The sequence below is a fragment of the Microbacterium rhizophilum genome (assembly GCF_039605615.1).
GTDB lineage: Bacteria > Actinomycetota > Actinomycetes > Actinomycetales > Microbacteriaceae > Microbacterium > Microbacterium rhizophilus.
The window spans coordinates 429854-448853 of the sequence record NZ_JBCNUN010000001.1; the positions used below are offsets into that span (position 1 = coordinate 429854).

Here is a 19000-nt window from a genome sequence, read left to right on the forward strand (position 1 = left end):
CTCTATTTTCGCACCTCTGTAGAAGTCGCGATGCCACCCCGACGGGTCCCGCCCATGCGGACCCACGAGCCTCGCCGCGCGACGACGTAGTCTTGTCGAGTTGCCGCCGGCGTCACACCTGCCGCGCGGACCCCCGATCCTCACCCCCACGGGAGCTCAGCAGTGCCTGGAGAGAACCTCACCCGCATCGAGGCGCACGAGCGCCGCGCCGTCATCGACACCCGCTCCTACGAGGTCGCGCTCGACCTGACCAAGGGCGCGGAGGTGTTCGGTTCGCGCAGCGTGGTCCGCTTCGCCGCGACGCCCGGTTCCGCGACGTTCATCGACCTGATCGCCCGCGAGGTGCGCGAGATCACGCTGAACGGGCGCGAGCTCGACCCGTCCGTCGTCTTCCGCGACTCGCGGATCCAGCTCGACGGCCTCGAGGAGGAGAACGAGCTCGTCGTCGACGCCGACTGCCTCTACACGAACACCGGAGAGGGCCTGCACCGCTTCGTCGACCCCGTCGACGGGGAGGCGTACCTGTATTCGCAGTTCGAGGTGCCCGACTCGCGCCGGATGTTCGCGGTGTTCGAGCAGCCCGATCTCAAGGCCACGTTCCAGTTCACGGTCACGGCTCCCGCGAGGTGGAAGGTCGTCTCGAACGCCCCGACGCCGGAGCCCATCACGCACGACGAGGCCTCGACCGCGACCTGGGGCTTCGCCCCGACGCAGCGCATCTCGTCGTACATCACGGCGCTGATCGCGGGTCCGTACGAGGAGACCCGATCGGAGCTGACCAACTCCGAGGGCCGGGTCATCCCGCTCGGCGTGTTCGCGCGCAGGAGCCTGTGGCAGCACATCGACGCCGACTACATCTTCGAGAAGACCCGCCAGGGATTCGCGTACTTCGAGGACAGGTTCGGGTACCCGTACCCGTTCGAGAAGTACGACCAGCTGTTCGTGCCCGAGTTCAACGCGGGCGCGATGGAGAACGCCGGTGCCGTGACCTTCACGGAGACGTACGTGTTCCGCAGCAAGGTCACCGACGCGGTCAAGGAACGCCGCGTCGTGACGATCCTGCACGAGCTCGCGCACATGTGGTTCGGCGACCTCGTCACCATGAAGTGGTGGAACGACCTGTGGCTGAACGAGTCGTTCGCCGAGTGGGCGTCGACCATCGCCACCGCCGAGGCCACCGAGTGGACCGAGGCGTGGACCACGTTCAACGCCATGGAGAAGACCTGGGCGTACCGCCAGGACCAGCTCCCCTCGACCCACCCCGTCGTCGCCGAGATCAACGACCTCGAGGACGTGCAGGTGAACTTCGACGGCATCACGTACGCCAAGGGCGGCTCGGTGCTCAAGCAGCTCGCCGCCTGGGTCGGCATCGACGGGTTCTTCTCGGGCGTGGGCGCGTACTTCAAGAAGCACGCGTTCTCCAACACGGAGCTGAGCGATCTGCTCGTCGAGCTCGAGCGCACGAGCGGCCGCGACCTGTCCGGCTGGTCGAGGAAGTGGCTCGAGACGGCCGGTGTCAACACCCTCTCCCCCGTGATCGACGAGTCCGGCGACGGCACCATCTCGCGCTTCGCGATCACCCAGACCGCACCCGCCGACTACCCGACGATCCGGCCGCACCGCCTGGGCATCGGCTTCTACGATCTGAAGGACGGCGCCCTCACGCGCACGCACAGCGTCGAGCTGGACGTGGACGGCGACCTCACCGAGGTGCCGCAGCTGAAGGGCGTGCGCCGCCCCGACCTCGTGCTGCTGAACGACGAGGATCTGGCGTACGCGAAGATCCGCCTGGACGACCGCTCCCTCGCCACCGCGATCGACCACCTGGCCGACATCGCGGACCCGCTGGCGCGCTCGCTCGTGTGGGGCGCCGCGTGGGACCAGACGCGCGATGCCGAGTCCGCGGCGAGCGACTACGTCGACCTCGTCCTGCGCAACATCGGCCGCGAGACCGAGTCGACGACGATCCGCACGACGCTCGCGCAGCTGCAGCTGGCGGCCAACGCCTATGTCGCGCCCGAGCACCGCGACGTCACGAGGCTCCGCGTCGCCGACGGACTCTGGGCGCTGGCTCAGGCGGCCGGGGCCGGCAGCGACGCGCAGCTGCAGTTCGTGACCGCGTTCGCGTCCGCTGCCACGACCGCCGAGCAGGGCCAGATCGTCCGCGGGCTGCGCGACGGCGAGATCGTGCTCGAGGGCCTGACGATCGACACCGACCTGTCGTGGCAGCTCCTCGTCTCGCTCGCCGCGAGCGGCGTGGCCGACGACGCCGCGATCGACGCGGCGCTGGCGGCGGACAACACCGCCAAGGGCGGCGAGTTCGCCGCGCAGGCGCGCGCGGCGATCCCCACCGCCGAGGCCAAGGCCGCCGCCTGGGCGTCGCTGATCGACCAGGACACGCTGCCCAACACGATCGTGCGCTCCGCGGCCGTGGGCTTCGTCCACCCGGCGGGACGGTCGCTGCTGGGCGACTACGTGGGGCGCTACTTCGACATGCTGCTGCCGATCTGGGGCTCGCGGTCGTACAAGATCGCCGAGTACCTGTGCGAGCTGCTCTACCCGGCCCCGCTGGCCGACGCGGCGCTGCGCGAGGCGACGCGCGCCTGGCTGACCGGGAACCCCGAGGCCCCGGGGGCGCTGCGTCGCATCGTGCTGGAGAACCTCGCGGGCGTCGAGCGGGCGCTGGCCGCCCAGGCTCGGGACGCGGAGTGAGTTCCCTCCGCACCGCCTGAACATCCTCGGCGAGCCCCGGCGACACGACACGTGCGCCGGGGCTCGCGTCTTACGCTGGAGGGGATGACTTCCACCAACACCGATGATGCCGTCGACCAGGCGCTGACCTTCGGCGAACAGTTCCTCCAGTGGCTCGGGGCGGCCGGGATGGTCGCCCTCAACATCGCGATCATCATCGTCGTGTGCGCGCTGATCGCCTGGGTGCTCCGGCTGCTCGTGCGCCGCGTCGTGGACCGGATCGTGCGGGGCGCGAAGAGCAAGGCCAAGATCGACGACACGCGTGCGCTGGACCGCTCGCCGCTCGCCTCCGTGCGGCTCGTGCAGCGCACCCGCACGCTCGGCTCGATCCTGACCAACATCATCAACACGACGGTCGTGATCGTCGCGATCATCCTGATCGTCGGCGCGATCGACTCCGGCATCCTCAGCTCTTTCGCGCTGATCAGCGCCGCGATCGGCGCCGGTCTCGGCTTCGGCGCGCAGAACATCGTCAAGGACGTGCTGAACGGCATCCTGATCGTCGCCGAGGACCAGGTCGGCATCGGCGACGTCGTGGACCTCGGGCTCGCGACCGGCGTCGTGGAGTTCGTGAGCGTCCGGATCACGCACGTGCGCGATGTGAACGGCACGCTCTGGTACGTCCGCAACGGCGAGATCACGCGCATCGGCAACATGTCGCAGGGCTGGTCGCGCGTCGTGATCGACGTGGGCCTGCCCGCCGACGTCGACGTCGAGGCGGTCGAGCACACGCTGCTGGACACCGCCGAGGCGCTCGCGAAGGACAAGCGGTGGCGCTCGCGCATCATCGACCGTCCCGAGGTGTGGGGCCTGGAGTCGGTGTCCGGCGAGACGCTCAGCATCCGCCTGGTGCTGCGCGCCAAGCCCAGCGCGAAGGACGACGTCGCGCATGCGCTGCGCATGCGCCTGCGCGAGGCGGTGCACGACCTGGGGCTCGATCTCGCCTCGCTGGAGACCATCGCCCTCGCCGGCGCGGACGGGGCGCTGCGCGTGCGCGGGGCGAACCCGCCGCGCACGGAGCCTCAGCCGCTCCCCGAGCGCCCGTCGTGGCGCCCGTTCGGCCGCAAGAAGACCACCGCCGGCGACGCGGCCCCGCTCACCACGCCCGCCCCGGACGACAAGCCGGCGCGCCAGGCGGCCCCGGCGTCGACGCAGGACGACGAGCCGATCCGGGACGGCGAGATCGACGAGAGCGCGCCGTCCGCGGACGCGCCGCGCGAGGCGCCGGACGGCGACGACGACCACCCCGGCAAGGACCGGGCGCTGTGAGCGGGGAGCGGGCATGACCCTCGGGATCCGGCCCGAGGGCCACGGCGAGAACCCGTCGATCACGTTCTACGAGGCGATCGGCGGGCACGCCACGTTCGTGCGGCTCGTCGACGCGTTCTACCGCGACGTCGCCGACGACCCCGTGCTGAAGCCGATGTACCCGGAGGAGGACCTCGGCCCGGCCAAGGAGCGCCTGACGCTGTTCCTCGAGCAGTACTGGGGCGGACCCACCACGTACAGCGAGAACCGCGGCCACCCGCGCCTGCGCCAGCGGCACATGCCGTTCCACGTCAATCCCGACGCCCGCGACCGCTGGCTGCGCCACATGCGCACGGCGGTCGACGAGCTCGGCCTCGCGCCGCTGCACGAGGAGACCCTGTGGGACTACCTGCAGCGCGCCGCACACGCCATGGTCAATACGTTCGACCCGACGCCGGGCGCCTGACGGGGCTCAGACCCCGGTCCGGCGCACCGGGGTGAGGCCCGAGGCCGCGGGGCCGCGGGAGAGGATGTGCCCACGGTGCAGCGTCACGCGCGTCCAGCGTCCCGAGGCCGTGACGCGGGCCTCCTCCTCGCCGCCGACGAAGCCGAGCGAGAACGCGGCGAACGCGACCCCCAGCGGCAGCCCGAGCAGTGCCTCGTCAGGGGCACCCCACACGTCGCCCCGGACCGCGCGCACGACGTCCTCGCCCGCATCCGTCGGCACCCGCTCGGCGACCGCGGCGATCCCCCACTGCGCGCGCGAGGCCAGCGTCGCGGCCGCGATCGCGCCGCGCGGCTCCCAGCCGCCCCGCGGCGGCGCCACGCCCGCCCATGCCGGGGCGAGCGCGGTCCCCGGCAGCGCCAGCGCCGCGTCGTCGTCCGTCTCGGTGAGCTCGGCGACCACGAGATCGCACTCCAGCTCGGGATCGGCGGCGACCACCCGCATGCCCAGCACGGTCGGCGTGCGGTCCAGCAGTCCGCGGGGTGCGAGTGCCGCGGTCGACATCGCGAGCACGCCGCGCGAGGCCTGCAGGCGCACGCCCTCGTCGCCGATCCGGGCGGCCCGGCGCGCGAAGGTCAGCGCGTCCTGGGCGGAGGGGGCATCGGCGAGCACGAGGCGGGCGGTCGTCACCGGATCAACCCTACGTCGGGGCGGAGCGGCGGGACCGTCCTGCGCGGGTCCGCCGACGGATCCGGCCGTTCCCGCACGGGAATCTAGACTGGCGGGATGACCGACGCGACCCCGTCCGCCGACCCCGTCGAGGTGCTGCTGGGCGTGCTGGCCCTCGGCGAGACCGGCGCCCGCACGAGCGAGGACATCTTCACGGCGTCGTCGCATCCCATGCCCGGCGGCCGCATCTTCGGCGGCCAGGTGCTGAGCCAGTCGATCATCGCCGCCGCGCGCACGCTCCCGCCCGACCGCGCCCCGCACTCGTTCCACGGCTACTTCCTGCGTCCCGGCGACGTGACCAGACCTCTGACGTTCGCGGTCGACCGGATCCACGACGGCCGCTCGTTCTCGCGCCGCCGCATCCAGGCGTTCCAGAACGGCGAGCCGATCTTCTCCGGCATCGCGTCGTTCCAGGACGAGGATCCGGGCCTCGAGCACCAGCTCCCGATGCCCGACGTGCCGGCTCCCGAGCAGCTGAACGGCCCGTCCCCGCTCGTGACGGACCGCCCCGAGGCGTCGCTGCTGATCCGGCAGAACGCCATCGAGGTGCGCCACGTCGGATCCGACATCTACCTGTCGGTCGACGAGAAGGAGCCGCGCCAGGCCGTGTGGACCCGCCTGCGGCGCCCGATCGGCGACGACCCGGTGCTGCACCGCGCCGCGCTGGCGTACCTCACCGACTTCACGATCCAGGAATCCGTGCTGCGCGCGCACGGCGTGCCGTGGTCGACGCCCGGCATCCGCACCGCGAGTCTCGACCACGCGATCTGGTGGCACCGATTCGGCCGCGCCGACGAGTGGATGCTGTACGTGCAGGAGTCGCCGAGCGCCCGCGGCGGCCGCGGGCTGGCGCAGGGCCACCTGTACTCGCGCGACGGACGGCTGCTCGCGACCGTGGCGCAGGAGATCATGCTGCGCGTGCCCGACCGGGGCTGACACCTCAGAACGCGCGCAGGTTGGCGCGCAGGCCGCCCGGTACGTGCTCCGAGCGCAGGATGCCGCGGCGACGCAGGATCGGAACGAGCTCGTCGAGCGTGCGGTGCACCGTGACGGGGTGCAGGTCGCCCCACAGCAGGATGCCGTCGTTGCCCCACTCGCCGAGCTCCTCGATGTAGTCGGCGAACTCGTCCGCCGTCCCGACGAACCCGCTCCGGTCGGAGAGCCGCCCGGCGCGCGCGAGCCCGCCCAGCAGCACGCGCAGCGGCGTGGTCGCGACGTCGTGGTGGCCGACGAGGCGCCGGATGCTGCCCTGGGACACGTGCGGCCCGAAGACCGACAGGTCGAGCGGGCGATCCGGATCCAGCGCGGTCAGGTCGGTCTCGAGGTCGCTGGACTGCTTCTCGGCGATCTGGCGCACGGTCGCGTCGTCCGGATCGGCCGAGCGCGCGACGATCCGGTCCGCCTCCTCCGCGCTCGCGACGATCACGGGCTGCAGGGCGAACAGGATCCGGATGTCCTCCGGGCGCCGGCCGCGCGCGCGAGCGGCGTCGTGGATGCGGGCGCGGTAGTCGCGGACGCTGCGCTCGTCCATGGGCGACAGCGCGAGCTGGATGTCCGAGTTGGCGCCCGCGAACGCGAGGCCACGGCCCGATCCGCCCGGCGAGGCGATGACGGGCTCGCCGCCGTCGCCGAACGGCAGCGCGTTGAGCGGCCCGTCGAACGCGAAGTGGTCGCCGCGGTGCCGCACGGCGCGCAGGCGCGACCCGTCCGCGTAGCGGCCGCGGGCCGGGTCGGCGATCAGTGCGCCCTCGTCCCAGCTGCTCCAGAGCTCGCGCAGTCCCGCAAGCCACTCCTCCGCGCGGTCGTACGCCTGGTCGTGGCCGAGCTGCGGCGCGTCGCCGAAGTGGCGGGCGCTGCCGGTGTCGGTCACGACGTTGAGCCCGAGCCGGTCCTCGCTCAGATGCTGCAGCGTCGCGAACTGCCGCGCCGCCGTGTACGGCAGGTACGCGGCCGGGTTCACGGTCGGCACGATCCCGAGGTGCCGCGTCGCCTGGAACAGGTACGGCGCGAGCAGCAGCGGGTCGTGCTTGGGACCGCCGAACGCCTGCCGCACGCGCAGATCGATGGTCTCGGGCGAGCCGAGCGACGGCGCGTCCTCGATCAGCAGCAGGTCGAAGCCCGCCTGCTCGAGCGTGCGGGCGGACTCCTGGTACAGGTCGGGCGCCGTCCACCGGTAGTCCCACTCGAGCGCGGGCGCCCCCCATCCGTGCGGCCCGAAGCCGCGCGCGAGGAACCAGCCGAAGTGCTGCAGCCGGCTCACGAGCCGAACCCGACCCGCACCGCCGCGATGCCGCGCGCCAGGTCGTCCAGCAGATCCGCGACATCCTCGATCCCGACCGACAGCCGCAGCGTGCCCGGGTGCACGCCCGCCGCGGCCTGCTCGGCCGGCGTGCGGCCCACGTGGCTCGTGGTCGCCGGGTGCAGCACGAGCGAGCGGACGTCGCCGATGTGCGTCATGTGCGTGAAGGTCCGCAGCGCCTCGACGAAGCCGCGCGCGGCGGCCTGCCCGCCGCGCAGCGTGAAGGTGAACACTGCGCCGTGGCCGTCCGGCAGGTAGCGTGCGGCGAGGTCGGGGCGGGGGTGGGAGGCGAGGCCCGCGTAGTCGACCGAGACCACCTCGTCCCGCTCCTCGAGCCAGCGCGCGGCGACGAGCGCGTTGGCCGACTGCCGCTCGACGCGCAGGCTCAGCGTCTCGATCCCCTGCCCGATCAGGAACGCATTGAAGGGCGACAGGGTCGATCCGAAGCGCGGCGCGACGGTCTCACGCGCGTAGGCGATCCAGGCGCGGCCGCCCGCGCGCTCGGCGACGCTCGCGCCTCCCGGGCCCTGCGGCGCGAGCAGGTGCGGGAACAGGGCGCCGTGCGCGGCGTCGAAGCGGCCGCCGTCGACGATCACGCCGCCGATGACCGCGCCCTGCCCGGCGAGGAACTTGCTCGCGGAGTGCACCACGAGGTCGGCGCCGTGCTCCAGCGGCCGCAGCAGGTACGGGGTCGCCATCGTGTTGTCCACGACGAGCGGGATTCCGTGCTCGTGCGCGATCTCCGCGATCGCGGCGATGTCGAGCACCTCATTGCGCGCGTTCGAGAGCGATTCGGCCACGAGCGCCCGGGTCTCGGGGCGGATGCGCGCGCGCCACGCGTCGGGATCGCCGATGTCCCAGACGAAGTCGCTCGTCACGCCGAATCGTGACAGGTTGTCGGCGATCAGCCCGCGCGTGCCCTCGTACACGTGGGCGGACGACACCACGTGTCCTCCGGCGGACACGAGGCTCAGGAGCGCCACCGACATGGCGGCCTGCCCGCTCGAGACCAGCAGCGCCTCGGTGCCGCCCTCGAGAGCGGCGATGCGCGACTCGACCGTGTCGATCGTGGGGTTCGCGACGCGCGTGTACGCGTAGCCCTCGCCGTCGCGGAAGTGCGACTCCGCGGCGTCGTATTCATCGAAGCTGAAGCCCGCGGTCAGATAGATGGGCGTGGCTCGCGGTGTCCCCGCGACGGCGCGCTCGCCCGCGTGCACCTGGCGCGTGCTGAATCCCTGGCGGCGCGCCGGATCGCCGGGCGCGTGCCCCTCGGGCGTCGGGTCCTCGCGCCGGGTGTCGGCGGACGTCGGGTCGATGAACAGGGTCATGGGGTCTCCTCCGGCCCCATCGTGACACCTGCGCGGCGCGCGCGACGGATCGTGCGTCGTCCTGTTACGCGCCGTCCTGGGCCAGGCACGCCTCCAGGGCGACCCAGCCGAGCATCGCGCACTTCACACGCATCACGTACTTGGCGACGCCCTGGAACGCCGCCGCGTCCTCCAGGCTCTCGGGAGGCTCGCCGGCGCCGCGCGCGCGCAGCATCGTGCGGAACTCGCCGATCCGGGCGACGGCGTCCTCGCGCGGCGCGCCCGCGAGCAGATCGGCCATCACCGAGGCCGATGCCATCGAGATGCTGCAGCCCTGGCCGTCCCACACGAGGCGGCTGATCCGGCCGTCCTCGCCGACCGTCACGCCCATCGTGATCTCGTCGCCGCACGAGGGGTTCAGCTCGTGGTGCGTGTGCGCCGCCGTCGCCGGATCGCCCTTGCCCTGCGGATTGCGCGAGTGATCCAGGATCACCTCACGGTACAGCTCCTCCAGCTCGGCGCTCATCGGCCGGTCCTTCCCATCAGGCGGCCCCGAAGAAGCCGCGCACCTCGGCGAGGGCCGCGCCGAAGCGGGCCACGTCGTCCGCGGTCGTGTAGACGTAGGCGCTCGCGCGCGTGGTCGCCGCGACACCGAGCCGGCGGTGCAGCGGCTGGGCGCAGTGGTGCCCGGTGCGCACCGTGATGCCGCGGTCGTCCAGGAACTGGCCCACGTCGTGCGCGTGCACGCCGTCGACCACGAAGCTCACGAGGCCCGCGCGCGCGGCGCCGGCCTCCGGGCCGACGAGCCGCACGCCCGGCACGGCCCGGGCCGCGTCGACGAGCAGCCCCGCCATCTCCGCCTCGTGCGCGCGGACGCGGTCCATCCCGATGCCCGAGAGGTACTCGGCCGCGGCGCCGAAGCCGACGGCCTGCGTCACGGGCTGCGTGCCGGCCTCGAAGCGCTGCGGGGCGGGCAGGAACTCGGCGTCGTCGAGCGTGACGGTCGTGATCGTGGATCCGCCCGTCCGGGCCGGCGGCAGCTGATCGAGCAGCTCGGCGCGGCCGTACAGCGCGCCGACGCCGGTCGGTCCGAGCATCTTGTGCGACGAGAAGGCCGCGAAGTCGACGCCGAGCGCGCCGAGGTCCAGCGGCAGGTGCGGGGCCGACTGGCACGCGTCGAGCACCGTGAGCGCGCCGCACTCGCGCGCGAGCTGCACGACGTCGGCGACCGGCGCGATGTATCCGGTCACGTTCGACACGTGCGCGAAGGCGATGAGCCTCGTGCGCGCGCTCACGACGGCGGCGAGGTCGTCGATCGCCCACAGGCCGCGGTCGTCGACCGGCACGGCCCGCAGGGTCGCGCCCGTGCGACGCGCGAGACGCTGCCATGGGATCAGGTTGGCGTGGTGCTCGGCCTCGGTCACGACGATCTCGTCGCCGGGGCCGAGCGCGAGCTGCGGCGCGCCGAACGCCGCGGCATCGGACAGGCCGAGCGCGACGACGTTGAGCGCGTCGGTCGCGTTCTCGGTGAAGACGATCTCGCGCTCCCCCGCGCCGACGAATCCGGCGATCCGCTCCCGCGCGCCCTCGAACGCCCAGGTCGCCTCGCCGGTGGCCATGCTGGATCCGCGGTGCACGGCCGCGTACTCCGTCCGGGCGAAGCCGTCCTCGGCCTCCAGCACCGCGTCGGGACGCTGCGACGTCGCCGCGGAGTCGAGATAGACCCGATCCGCGTTGTGACGCAGGTACGGATAGGCGCCCCGCGCGAAGGCGGTCGGCGTGGTCGAGGTCGTGTCCATCAGGCTCCCTGGTCGTCGCGAAGACCGTCTTCCAGTCTCCCCCATCCCCGCCCGGCGCGGGTCGCGCGCGCTCAGCGCCGGCCGAACGCGATCGGATCCTCGACGTAGGGCGCCCAGGTCTCGCGCACCGCGTCGGGCAGGCGCGTGGGCCGCCCCGTCGTCGTGTCGACCAGCACGACCACGGCGGCCGCGCGGGCGTAGAGCACCTGCGGGTCGCGGCCGATCGGGCTGAACACCTCGTAGCAGACCTCGGCGCTCGAGCCGCCGAGCCGCCCGAGCCACACCTGCACGTCGAGCGGCTTGTGCTCGTACGGCACGGGCGCGAGGTACTCGATCTCCTGCCGCGCGATGAGCGTGGCGACGGGCCCGCCGCCCTCCAGCACCCCCGCCTCGAACACCGCGGTGGGCGCCTGATCGGCAGGATCCTCCGATTTCCAGAACGCGCGCAGGCGCGCCTCCTCGAGCAGCTTGAGCATCGAGGTGTTGTTGACGTGCCCCAGGGCGTCGAGGTCGCCCCAGCGGCGGTGGATCGGGATGTGGACGCGCGTCATGCGCCCCACTCTTCCAGGTGGGCGCCCGCAGCCCGTGCCCGACGCGTCAGTGCGCCTTGCCCGGCAGCACCACGTGATCGAGCTCGTACGCGGTCGGCGCGAGGGCCTTGGACATGATGTTGGTCATGATCGGCAGCGGGACGAGGCAGTCCTCGCAGGCCCCCTCGGTCGCGTCGATCGTGACGACGACCCTGTCCTCGCCCGCGGGCGTCCAGCTCAGGATGTAGCCGTCGGACGACATCATGTCGCGGAACGACGCGAGGGCGTCGTCGACGGAGACGGATTCGGTCATGGTGGGCTCCCTCTGTGGTGGATCAGGCGGTCTCGGTCACGCCGAGGATGCGCAGCACCTCGGGCAGCGCCTGGTCGGCGCGCTCGCGGATGTGCGGGGCGTCCAGACTCGCCATGGGGTGCTGGACCATCACGAACTCGAAGCCCGGGAAGCCCTGCACGTCGGCCATCGCCTGCCCGGACATCGCGAACGAGTCGGAGCAGATGCTGACGGTGGGGATGCCCGCGCGCTCGAACAGGATGCCGTCGGCGACGGTCGCGGCCGAGCACGATCCGCAGTCCCCGACCGCGGTGATCACGACGTCGACGTCCGACACGATCTCGTCCAGCAGCTCCTGCTTGATCGGCGTGCCGAAGTAGTCCTTGGCGTAGCGGCGCACGCCGGCGACGCCGTGGTCTCGCTCCAGGTCTGCCGCGATCTGGTCGAGCAGGAGCATCGCGTTCGGCTTGGTGTTGTCCAGCAGGCCGATGGTGAGGCCCCTCAGGCTCACGGGCCGCGGGGACAGCGTGCTGTCGTTCTCGCTGTCCGACAGGCCGGTGGGGTCGAGCAGTGCTTCGCGTGCGGTCGTGATGGTCATGCGGGCGCCTCCGTCGGTCCGGCGCGGCCCGCGCCGGGCCGCCCACCCAGGGTGCTCCCGCCCGCGGCCGCCCGGAGGCCCCGTTTTCACCCTCCGGAAAGCACGTCCGCGGCGAGCGGATCGCCTGCATAGCCTGACAGCGCGCGACCTCGAGGCGTCGCGCAGGGAACGAGGACGAAGATGCCCGAGCTGCGCAGCAACCTGCCGCCCACCTCCGCGCTCGCGATCACGCGGCGCGCGCACTACCGGGCCCTCGGGATCCCGCGCGAGGACTGGGAGAAGCCCAAGGTCGCGATCGTCAACACCTCCTCGGAGCTCGCGGCGTGCTTCTCCCACCTCGACGACATCGCCGCGGCGCTCAAGCCCGAGCTGCGCGCCGCGGGCCTGCTGCCGTTCGAGATCCGCACCACGGCCCCGTCGGACTTCATCACGAGCGCCGGACGCGCGGGGCGCTACATCCTGCCCAGCCGCGACCTGATCGTCGACGACATCGAGGCGGCCGTCGAGGGGGCCAAGCTCGACGCGATGATCTGCCTGAGCTCGTGCGACAAGACCACGCCCGCGCACCTCATGGCCGCCGGCCGCCTCGACATCCCCACGATCGTCGTCCCCTGCGGCTACCAGCACTCGGGGCTCGCCGAGGGGCGCGGCACCGACATCGAGGACATCTTCCTGCAGGCCTCGAAGGCCGCCGTGACCGGCGAGCCGACCGACGAGCTGGAGGCGCTGGCGGAGGACGCCATCCTGGGACCCGGCGTGTGCGCGGGCCTCGCGACCGCCAACTCCATGCACATCGTCGCCGAGGCGCTCGGGATGGCGCTGCCCGGGGCCGCGCCGGTGCGGGCCCTGAGCGAGCGGATGTGGGACACGGCGCGCCGGTCGGCGGCGGCCCTGGCCCGCCTGATCGAGGACGACGTCCGCCCCCGTGCCATCATCACCGCCGGCTCGATCCGGAACGCGGTGCGCGCGATGCTCGCCGTCGGCGGGTCGATCACGACCATCAAGCACCTCCAGGCGATCGCGATCGAGGCGGGCCTCGACATCGACGTGTGGGAGGAGTTCCGCCGGCTCGGACGCGAGACGCCGCTGCTCTGCTCGGTGCGGCCCAACGGCCCCCGGCTCACGGAGGAGTTCGAGGATGCCGGCGGCGCCGCGACGATCCTGCGCGAGCTGCTGCCGCTGCTCGACGGCGGGCAGCTCACGGTCAGCGGGCTGACCGTGACCGAGAACGCGGGCCGGGCGCGGCCCGGCGACGGCGACGTCATCCGGGGCATCGCCGATCCGTTCGGCACGGATCCCGCCATCACGGTCGTGAAGGGCACGCTCGCCCCCGGCGGCGCGGTCGCCAAGCGCCCCGTGCCCGACCCGGGACCGCGACGGTTCACCGGCCCCGCCCGCGTGTTCGCGAACCGCGAGGAGGCCATCGCGGGGATCTCCAGCGGCAGGCTCCGGGAGGGAGACGTGGCGGTCATCCGCGGCATCGGCGTCACCGGCGCCCCGGGCCTCGGCATGACCTCGGCGTTCATCTTCGCCCTGCACGCGCGCGACCTCGCCGAGAAGGTCGCGCTCGTGACGGACGGCCAGTTCAGCGGCCTCGTGAACCAGGGCATCACGGTCGGCGAGGTCTCGCCGGAGGCCGCGGCCCCGGGGTCGCCGCTCGGGCGCGTCCGCGACGACGACGTCATCGACATCGACCTCGAGGCCGGCACCGTCGACCTGCGGGTCGACCCCGGCGAGCTCGCCGCGCGACCCGATCACGCGGCGCCCGCCGACCGCGACAGCGGCGGCGGCTACCTCGACCAGTACGAGGCGCTCGTCCAGCCGCTCAGCTGCGGCGCCGTCCTGTGCGCCCGTCCCTGCGCATCCGGTGCGGGGCGAAAGGAGAAGGTCCCCTCATGAGCACCTCCGCGACGATCCGCGAGCCCGCGCGCGACCTCCCCGTGATCGGCGACTACGAGGTCGTCGTGATCGGCGGCGGGCCGGCGGGACTCCTGGCGGCCACCGCGGCCTCCCGCGCGGGCCGCTCGACCCTCCTGATCGAGAAGTACGGCTTCCTCGGCGGCGCGGGCACGATGGGCGGGCTCGCGACCTTCTGCGGCATGCACGCCCGCGTCTACGGCACGGACATCCAGTCCGTGCACGGCTACGCCGACGAGCTGCTGGACCGGATGCGCGCCATGGACGGGCTCAACGAGCCGCACCTGTCGGTGGACGACCGCATCCAGGCGCTGTCGTACGACATCTCGGCGCTCAAGATCGCGGCCGACGAGCTGGTGCTCGCCGGCGGCGCCGAGCTGCTGTTCCACACCTCGGTGGTCGGCGTCGCCATGGCCGACGACGCGCACATCGACGCCGTGATCGTCGAGTCGAAGTCCGGCCGCGGGGCGATCCGCGGCCGGTTCTTCATCGACGGCTCGGGCGACGGCGACGTCGCGGCGTGGGCGGGTGCTCCGTTCGAGCGCAGCGAGAAGCTCATGTACCCCTCGCTGATGTTCCGGATCAACGGCGTGCATCCCGCGGAGGCCGGGGAGGCGTGGCGCACCGTGCGGCGCCTCATGGAGGAGGCCGAGGCCGCCGGAACGCACCGCTTCCCGCGCAAGAAGCCCATCGTGCGACCGCAGCGCAACCCGCTCGAGTGGCGCTCCAACCTGACGCAGCTCTCGAACGAGGACGGCTCGCCCGTCGACGGCACCGACGTCCGCCAGCTCACGCGCGGCGAGGTGCAGGGGCGTCGGCAGGTCAAGGACGCGTTCGCGTTCATCAAGGCCGTCACGCCCGGGTTCCAGGACGCGTACATCGTCGACATCGCGCCGTCGATCGGGATCCGCGAGACGCGGCGCATCGTCGGCGCCTACCAGCTCACGGAGCGGGACGTGCTCGGCTGCGCCGACTTCGAGGACACGATCGGCGTGAACGGCTGGCCCGTCGAGGCGCACGTCGAGGGCGACGTCGAGTTCCGCTTCGCCCCGGTCGGGTCGCGCGGGTTCAACCAGCTGCCGTATCGCATGCTGGTGCCGCAGCGCGTGGGCAACCTCCTCGTCGCCGGCCGCTGCGCCTCCATGACGCAGGGTGGCCAGTCGTCGGGTCGCGTGACCGGGCCGTGCTTCGTGATGGGCCAGGCCGCGGGCGAGGCCGCCGATCTCGCACTGTCGGGCGACGGCACCGGGGCCGGCGTCGACGTCCCCGCGCTGCAGCGGCGACTCGAGGACGGCGGCGCCTACCTGGGCACGCGGATCCCCGACGGCATCGCCGTGCCCGTCGCCTAGCCGCTTCAGACCGCGGAGCGGCGGAACCGCTGCGGATTCGCGTTGCGGTAGGCGCTCGCGATCGCGCCGGCGACCTCCCGCAGCAGCGGCATGACGACCTCGGTGAGGGACTGCTCGGTCTCCCGGACGGTGCTCGAGGACACGCCGAGTCCGCCCACGGGGCGGCGGTCGACAAGGATCGGGACGGCCACCGCCACCTGCCCGGGGTACAGCTCCTCGATCGACACGTCGTAGTCCCGCGCGCGGACGACGGCCAGCCGCTCGCGCAGCCGGTCGGCCGACGTGATCGTGCGCGGAGTGTGCGCCTCGAGGGGCGCCGCCGCGAGCGTGGCCTCGAGCTCCTCCGGCGCCAGGTGCGCCAGCAGCACCTTGCCGAGCGCGGTCGCATGCGCGGGCAGCCGCTGCCCGATCCGCACCGAGTCCGGCAGCGGTCGGTGGTCCTCCACGCGCGCGACGTGGATGATCTCGTGCCCGTCGAGCACCCCGACGCTGCACGTGTCGCCCGTGCGCTCCACGACGTGCGACATGTACCGGTAGGAGATCTCCGGCAGCGAGGAGGCCGCGAAGTACCCGGCGCCGATCTCCAGCACGCGCGGCGTGAGCGTCCAGGCGGCGCCACGCGACTCCGCGTAGCCCAGGTGCTCGAACGTGAGCAGGATGCGCCGCACCACGGGACGGGCCAGGCCCGCGCGCGCCGCGATCTCCGCGACGCTCAGCGACGCCTCGCGCCCGCTGAACGACCGCAGCACCGCGACGCCGCGCTCGATGCTCTGGATCCGATCCCGCGATCTCTCGTCCGTCATGTCCCCGTCCGCGGGTGCCCCCATGGCGCCACCGCGCCCCTCATCCTATGAAAGCGCGCCGCCGGCCGAGGATCCGGCTCACGCCCCCGTGTTCCGCAGGCCGTACACCGACTCGTGCCACGGGATGAAGAAGCGCTTGAGCTCGTTGACGACGAGGTACAGCGCGAGGCCGATCAGCGAGAGCCACAGGATCAGCGCGAACGTCATGGCCGCGTCGAGCGAGTTCATGGAGGACACCACCATGAATCCGAGCCCCTCGCTGCCCGACAGGTACTCGCCCACGATCGCTCCGGTGGTCGCCAGCACGATCGCGACCTCCATGCCCGCGAACAGGTACGGCTGGAGGCTGCGCATCTCGAGCTGAAGCAGCGTCTGCGCGCGCGTCGCGTTCAGGCTGCGCATGACCTCGCGGTGCCCCTGCTCGACCGAGCGGACGCCGAGGAGCATGTTGAGCATGATCGGGAAGAACGCCAGCAGGGCGGACAGCACGACCTTCGACGTGAGGCCGAAGCCGAACCAGATGACGAAGATCGGGATGAACGCGACCTTCGGCGCGACCTGACTGATCACGATGAGCGGACGCAGGCTCACCTCGAGCCACGGCAGCTTGCCGAGCGCGACGCCCACGACCACTCCCGTGACGACCGCGATCGCGAAGCCCGCGAGGATCTCCGTGAGCGTCGTGAGCGTGTGCCCCCACAGCTGCGCCCCGGTCAGCAGCCCGACGAACTTCTCCCCGACGCTGGCCGGCGGCGGGAACAGGAACGGGTTCACGTTGAGCAGCGTGACGATGAGGTGCCACGCCAGCACGATGACGATCACCAGGGCGGGGGTGACCAGCCAGGGCAGCAGCCGGAAGATCCGCGAGCGGCTCATCAGTCCTCCTCGTCGATGTCGTGGCGAAGCGTGCGCACGATGTCGTTGAACTCGGGCGTCGTCGTGATGTCCACCGAGCGGGGCTTGCCCGCCGCAACGGGCAGGATCTGCCGGATGCGCCCCGGCCGCGGCGTCATGTGCACCACCCGGTCGGCGAGGAACACCGCCTCCGGGATGTCGTGCGTCACGAACACGACCGTCGACTTCGTCTCCAGGACGATGCGCTGCAGCTCGAGGTTCATCCGCTCGCGCGTGAGCGCGTCCAGCGCGCCGAACGGCTCGTCCATGAGCAGCAGCTCCGGCTCGGTGGACAGGGCGCGCGCGATCGCCGCGCGCTGCCGCATCCCGCCCGACAGCTCCCGGGGATAGGACCGTTCGAAGCCGCGGAGGCCGACGAGCTCAGCCAGCTCGCCCGCGCGCGCCCGGCGATCCGTCTTCCCCACGCCGCGCAGCTTCATCGGCAGGGCGATGTTGTCGAGCACCGACAGCCACGGGAACAGGTTGCTCTCCTGGAAGACGAAGCCGAGCTTCGTCACGGCGCGGGAGTCGACGTGGTCGCCGCGCCACAGGTTGTTGCCGTCGACCTCGATCGTGCCGGCGCTCGGCGGCAGCAGTCCGCCGATCATGCGCAGCAGGGTCGTCTTGCCGCAGCCCGACCGGCCGATGAGGGCGACGAACTCGCCGCGCTCGATCGTGAGGTCGATGCCGGACACCGCGTGGGTGACCCCGGCGCGCGTGGCGAAATCGCGGCCGATCCCCTGGATCCGCAGCCGAGGGACGGGGCCGGCCTCCCCGCTGCTCGCGGTCGTCGGCTCGGTCTGGTTCGTCATGGTGGGCATCGTCGCCTCTCTCTGGGGGGAAGCGGCCGCCTCGCGCTCGCGAGGCGGCCGCGCTGTCCGTCGGTGGAGCGTCCGGTGTCAGTCCGCCGGCAGCAGATCGCTGGTGATCCAGTCCTCCGGCTTCGCACCGCCCTTGAGCAGCCCGCCCTCGACGTACGAATCGTAGATGTCCGTCCAGGCGGCGTCATCGTTCTCGAGCAGGCCGACGGCCCCCGTCGAATCGATCCACGTCTCGGACGTGTACGTCTTGAGCGCCTCGACGGCGATCGCGTCGTCCTCCAGGGCCGCGAACGTGAAGTCGCCGCTGTCGCGGATCGTCTTGAGCACGTTCGCGAAGTCGTTGTCGGCATCGTCGATCAGCGCCTGGGTCGACTCCTTGATCGCGGCGAGGAACGCCGTGATCTGCTCCTTCTTGGCTTCGTCCTCGGTGTTGGTCTGGGTCGTGATCCACACCTGGCGCTCGGGGGCGTCGACGAGGCCCGCCGGGCTCGAGACGGCGTCCTCGTTCTGGTTCGTGATCGCGATCGAGGTGTCCAGGCTCACGATGTAGCCGTCGAGCTGGCCCTGCTTCACGAGCTCGTACGTCGCCGCGGTGACGGGGACCGCCTGCCGAGTGACCGAGTCGCGCGGCACGCCCGCGTCATCCAGCGCGAAGTTCAGCATCTTCTCACTCGTGCCTCCGACCGACCCCATGCCGATCGTCGCGCCCTCCATGTCGGCGGCGTCCTCGATGGGGTTGTCCGCGGTGGAGATGATGCGCAGGTTCGACCGGTAGGCCATGGTGCCGATCGCGACGATCGGCTGTCCCTCCTCCATGCCGGGCAGGACGTCGACCGTGCTGACGCGCGTGATCGGGGTCGCGCCGCCGATCAGGGTCTGGATGGCAGCGGCCGTGCCCTGCACGGGCTGCAGCTGCACGTCGAGGCCGTGCTCCTCGAAGAGGCCCGACGCGTACGCGTACATCTCGGGGGTGAAGGTGAACGACTCGAGCGGGAGGAAGGAGACCACGACCATCTTGGTCAGGTCCGCGGGCGCCTCCTCGCCTTCCTCGGCGGCCGGCGTCTGCGTCGAGGAGCAGGCGCTGAGGGCGAGGGCGCCGGCGGCGAGGAGCGCCGTGGCCGTGGTTCGGAAGCGACGCCGATGAGCAGATCCGGTGCCGCGGGGCTGCACTGCTGTGATCATTTCGACTCCTGTGTCGGGTGGGACGTCCGCATCGTT

Annotated in this window: 18 protein-coding genes; 6 read left to right on the top strand and 12 right to left on the bottom strand. The window is 72.3% G+C overall.

Translation table 11 applies throughout. The features are described from left to right. The first annotated feature begins 162 nt into the window (after positions 1 to 162). The 3 genes from pepN to AAD528_RS02170 all read left to right on the top strand — a co-directional run bounded on the left by pepN (position 163) and on the right by AAD528_RS02170 (position 4465). A complete protein-coding gene (pepN, locus tag AAD528_RS02160; protein ID WP_345750383.1) occupies positions 163 to 2712 on the top strand; it encodes an aminopeptidase N in 2550 nt (849 codons plus the stop codon). An 84-nt stretch (positions 2713 to 2796) separates the two neighbouring features. Continuing rightward, positions 2797 to 4020 (top strand): mechanosensitive ion channel domain-containing protein, encoded by a 1224-nt coding sequence (locus tag AAD528_RS02165; protein WP_345750384.1) that lies wholly within the window; start codon positions 2797 to 2799, stop codon positions 4018 to 4020. A gap of 13 nt (positions 4021 to 4033) precedes the next feature. Then, positions 4034 to 4465 (top strand): globin, encoded by a 432-nt coding sequence (locus AAD528_RS02170; protein WP_345750385.1) that lies wholly within the window; start codon positions 4034 to 4036, stop codon positions 4463 to 4465. Between the two features lie 6 nt (positions 4466 to 4471). Here the strand turns inward: AAD528_RS02170 and AAD528_RS02175 are convergent, their stop codons facing one another. Continuing rightward, a complete protein-coding gene (locus AAD528_RS02175; RefSeq protein WP_345750386.1) occupies positions 4472 to 5134 on the bottom strand; it encodes a DUF8185 domain-containing protein in 663 nt (220 codons plus the stop codon). A 96-nt stretch (positions 5135 to 5230) separates the two neighbouring features. Between AAD528_RS02175 and AAD528_RS02180 the strand changes: the two genes are divergently transcribed. Next, entirely contained in the window at positions 5231 to 6109 is an 879-nt protein-coding gene (locus AAD528_RS02180) for an acyl-CoA thioesterase (protein ID WP_345750387.1), read from the top strand. 4 nt (positions 6110 to 6113) lie between these two features. Here AAD528_RS02180 and AAD528_RS02185 read toward each other — a convergent pair whose 3' ends face one another. The 7 genes from AAD528_RS02185 to AAD528_RS02215 form a co-directional block, all read right to left on the bottom strand. Next, a complete protein-coding gene (locus AAD528_RS02185) occupies positions 6114 to 7433 on the bottom strand; it encodes an LLM class flavin-dependent oxidoreductase (protein WP_345750388.1) in 1320 nt (439 codons plus the stop codon). Further along, positions 7430 to 8800, bottom strand: a complete 1371-nt coding sequence (locus AAD528_RS02190; protein ID WP_345750389.1) for an O-acetylhomoserine aminocarboxypropyltransferase/cysteine synthase family protein — start codon at positions 8798 to 8800, stop codon at positions 7430 to 7432. Before AAD528_RS02190 ends, AAD528_RS02185 begins: the two co-directional genes overlap by 4 nt. Before the next feature lie 64 nt (positions 8801 to 8864). Continuing rightward, complete coding sequence (sufU, locus tag AAD528_RS02195; RefSeq protein WP_345750390.1) at positions 8865 to 9305, bottom strand: Fe-S cluster assembly sulfur transfer protein SufU; 441 nt, start codon at positions 9303 to 9305, stop codon at positions 8865 to 8867. 16 nt (positions 9306 to 9321) lie between these two features. Beyond that, positions 9322 to 10578 carry an aminotransferase class V-fold PLP-dependent enzyme gene (locus AAD528_RS02200; RefSeq protein ID WP_345750391.1) on the bottom strand — a complete coding sequence of 419 codons (1257 nt, stop codon included), beginning with the start codon at positions 10576 to 10578 and terminating at the stop codon, positions 9322 to 9324. Positions 10579 to 10649: 71 nt separating this feature from the next. Continuing rightward, the gene (locus AAD528_RS02205) at positions 10650 to 11129 is read right to left on the bottom strand and encodes an acyl-CoA thioesterase (RefSeq protein WP_345750392.1); all 480 of its coding nucleotides are present in this window, start codon (positions 11127 to 11129) and stop codon (positions 10650 to 10652) included. A 46-nt stretch (positions 11130 to 11175) separates the two neighbouring features. After that, positions 11176 to 11421 carry a hypothetical protein gene (locus tag AAD528_RS02210; RefSeq protein ID WP_345750393.1) on the bottom strand — a complete coding sequence of 82 codons (246 nt, stop codon included), beginning with the start codon at positions 11419 to 11421 and terminating at the stop codon, positions 11176 to 11178. Positions 11422 to 11443: 22 nt separating this feature from the next. Continuing rightward, positions 11444 to 11998: a UGSC family (seleno)protein gene (locus AAD528_RS02215; protein ID WP_345750394.1), complete on the bottom strand. Its 555-nt coding sequence runs from the start codon at positions 11996 to 11998 to the stop codon at positions 11444 to 11446. A 180-nt stretch (positions 11999 to 12178) separates the two neighbouring features. Here AAD528_RS02215 and AAD528_RS02220 point away from each other — a divergent pair, with 180 nt between their 5' ends. Both AAD528_RS02220 and AAD528_RS02225 read left to right on the top strand, forming a co-directional pair. After that, positions 12179 to 13897, top strand: coding sequence for a dihydroxy-acid dehydratase domain-containing protein (locus AAD528_RS02220; protein ID WP_345750395.1), 1719 nt, complete (start codon positions 12179 to 12181; stop codon positions 13895 to 13897). Beyond that, the gene (locus tag AAD528_RS02225; RefSeq protein ID WP_345750396.1) at positions 13894 to 15264 is read left to right on the top strand and encodes an FAD-dependent oxidoreductase; all 1371 of its coding nucleotides are present in this window, start codon (positions 13894 to 13896) and stop codon (positions 15262 to 15264) included. Before AAD528_RS02220 ends, AAD528_RS02225 begins: the two co-directional genes overlap by 4 nt. 5 nt (positions 15265 to 15269) lie before the next feature. Here AAD528_RS02225 and AAD528_RS02230 read toward each other — a convergent pair whose 3' ends face one another. From AAD528_RS02230 to AAD528_RS02245, 4 genes are all read right to left on the bottom strand, one after another. Further along, positions 15270 to 16067: an IclR family transcriptional regulator domain-containing protein gene (locus AAD528_RS02230; RefSeq protein WP_345750397.1), complete on the bottom strand. Its 798-nt coding sequence runs from the start codon at positions 16065 to 16067 to the stop codon at positions 15270 to 15272. 78 nt (positions 16068 to 16145) lie between these two features. Further along, positions 16146 to 16943: an ABC transporter permease gene (locus AAD528_RS02235; protein ID WP_345750398.1), complete on the bottom strand. Its 798-nt coding sequence runs from the start codon at positions 16941 to 16943 to the stop codon at positions 16146 to 16148. After that, positions 16943 to 17773, bottom strand: a complete 831-nt coding sequence (locus tag AAD528_RS02240; RefSeq protein ID WP_345750399.1) for an ABC transporter ATP-binding protein — start codon at positions 17771 to 17773, stop codon at positions 16943 to 16945. The genes AAD528_RS02235 and AAD528_RS02240 overlap by 1 nt, the downstream gene beginning before the upstream one ends. A gap of 87 nt (positions 17774 to 17860) precedes the next feature. Then, positions 17861 to 18964, bottom strand: a complete 1104-nt coding sequence (locus AAD528_RS02245) for an ABC transporter substrate-binding protein (RefSeq protein WP_345750400.1) — start codon at positions 18962 to 18964, stop codon at positions 17861 to 17863. Positions 18965 to 19000: the final 36 nt, after the last annotated feature.

Bases quoted from the DNA above. Each gene is read 5' to 3' on its own strand.
- AAD528_RS02180 (WP_345750387.1), top strand. From the start codon at position 5,231: ATGACCGACGCGACCCCGTCCGCCGACCCCGTCGAGGTGCTGCTGGGC.
- AAD528_RS02240 (WP_345750399.1), bottom strand. From the start codon at position 17,773: ATGACGAACCAGACCGAGCCGACGACCGCGAGCAGCGGGGAGGCCGGC.
- AAD528_RS02235 (WP_345750398.1), bottom strand. From the start codon at position 16,943: ATGAGCCGCTCGCGGATCTTCCGGCTGCTGCCCTGGCTGGTCACCCCC.
- AAD528_RS02245 (WP_345750400.1), bottom strand. From the start codon at position 18,964: ATGATCACAGCAGTGCAGCCCCGCGGCACCGGATCTGCTCATCGGCGT.
- AAD528_RS02190 (WP_345750389.1), bottom strand. From the start codon at position 8,800: ATGACCCTGTTCATCGACCCGACGTCCGCCGACACCCGGCGCGAGGAC.
- AAD528_RS02225 (WP_345750396.1), top strand. From the start codon at position 13,894: ATGAGCACCTCCGCGACGATCCGCGAGCCCGCGCGCGACCTCCCCGTG.
- AAD528_RS02200 (WP_345750391.1), bottom strand. From the start codon at position 10,578: ATGGACACGACCTCGACCACGCCGACCGCCTTCGCGCGGGGCGCCTAT.
- AAD528_RS02210 (WP_345750393.1), bottom strand. From the start codon at position 11,421: ATGACCGAATCCGTCTCCGTCGACGACGCCCTCGCGTCGTTCCGCGAC.
- AAD528_RS02215 (WP_345750394.1), bottom strand. From the start codon at position 11,998: ATGACCATCACGACCGCACGCGAAGCACTGCTCGACCCCACCGGCCTG.
- sufU (WP_345750390.1), bottom strand. From the start codon at position 9,305: ATGAGCGCCGAGCTGGAGGAGCTGTACCGTGAGGTGATCCTGGATCAC.
- AAD528_RS02220 (WP_345750395.1), top strand. From the start codon at position 12,179: ATGCCCGAGCTGCGCAGCAACCTGCCGCCCACCTCCGCGCTCGCGATC.
- AAD528_RS02205 (WP_345750392.1), bottom strand. From the start codon at position 11,129: ATGACGCGCGTCCACATCCCGATCCACCGCCGCTGGGGCGACCTCGAC.
- AAD528_RS02230 (WP_345750397.1), bottom strand. From the start codon at position 16,067: ATGACGGACGAGAGATCGCGGGATCGGATCCAGAGCATCGAGCGCGGC.
- AAD528_RS02170 (WP_345750385.1), top strand. From the start codon at position 4,034: ATGACCCTCGGGATCCGGCCCGAGGGCCACGGCGAGAACCCGTCGATC.
- AAD528_RS02165 (WP_345750384.1), top strand. From the start codon at position 2,797: ATGACTTCCACCAACACCGATGATGCCGTCGACCAGGCGCTGACCTTC.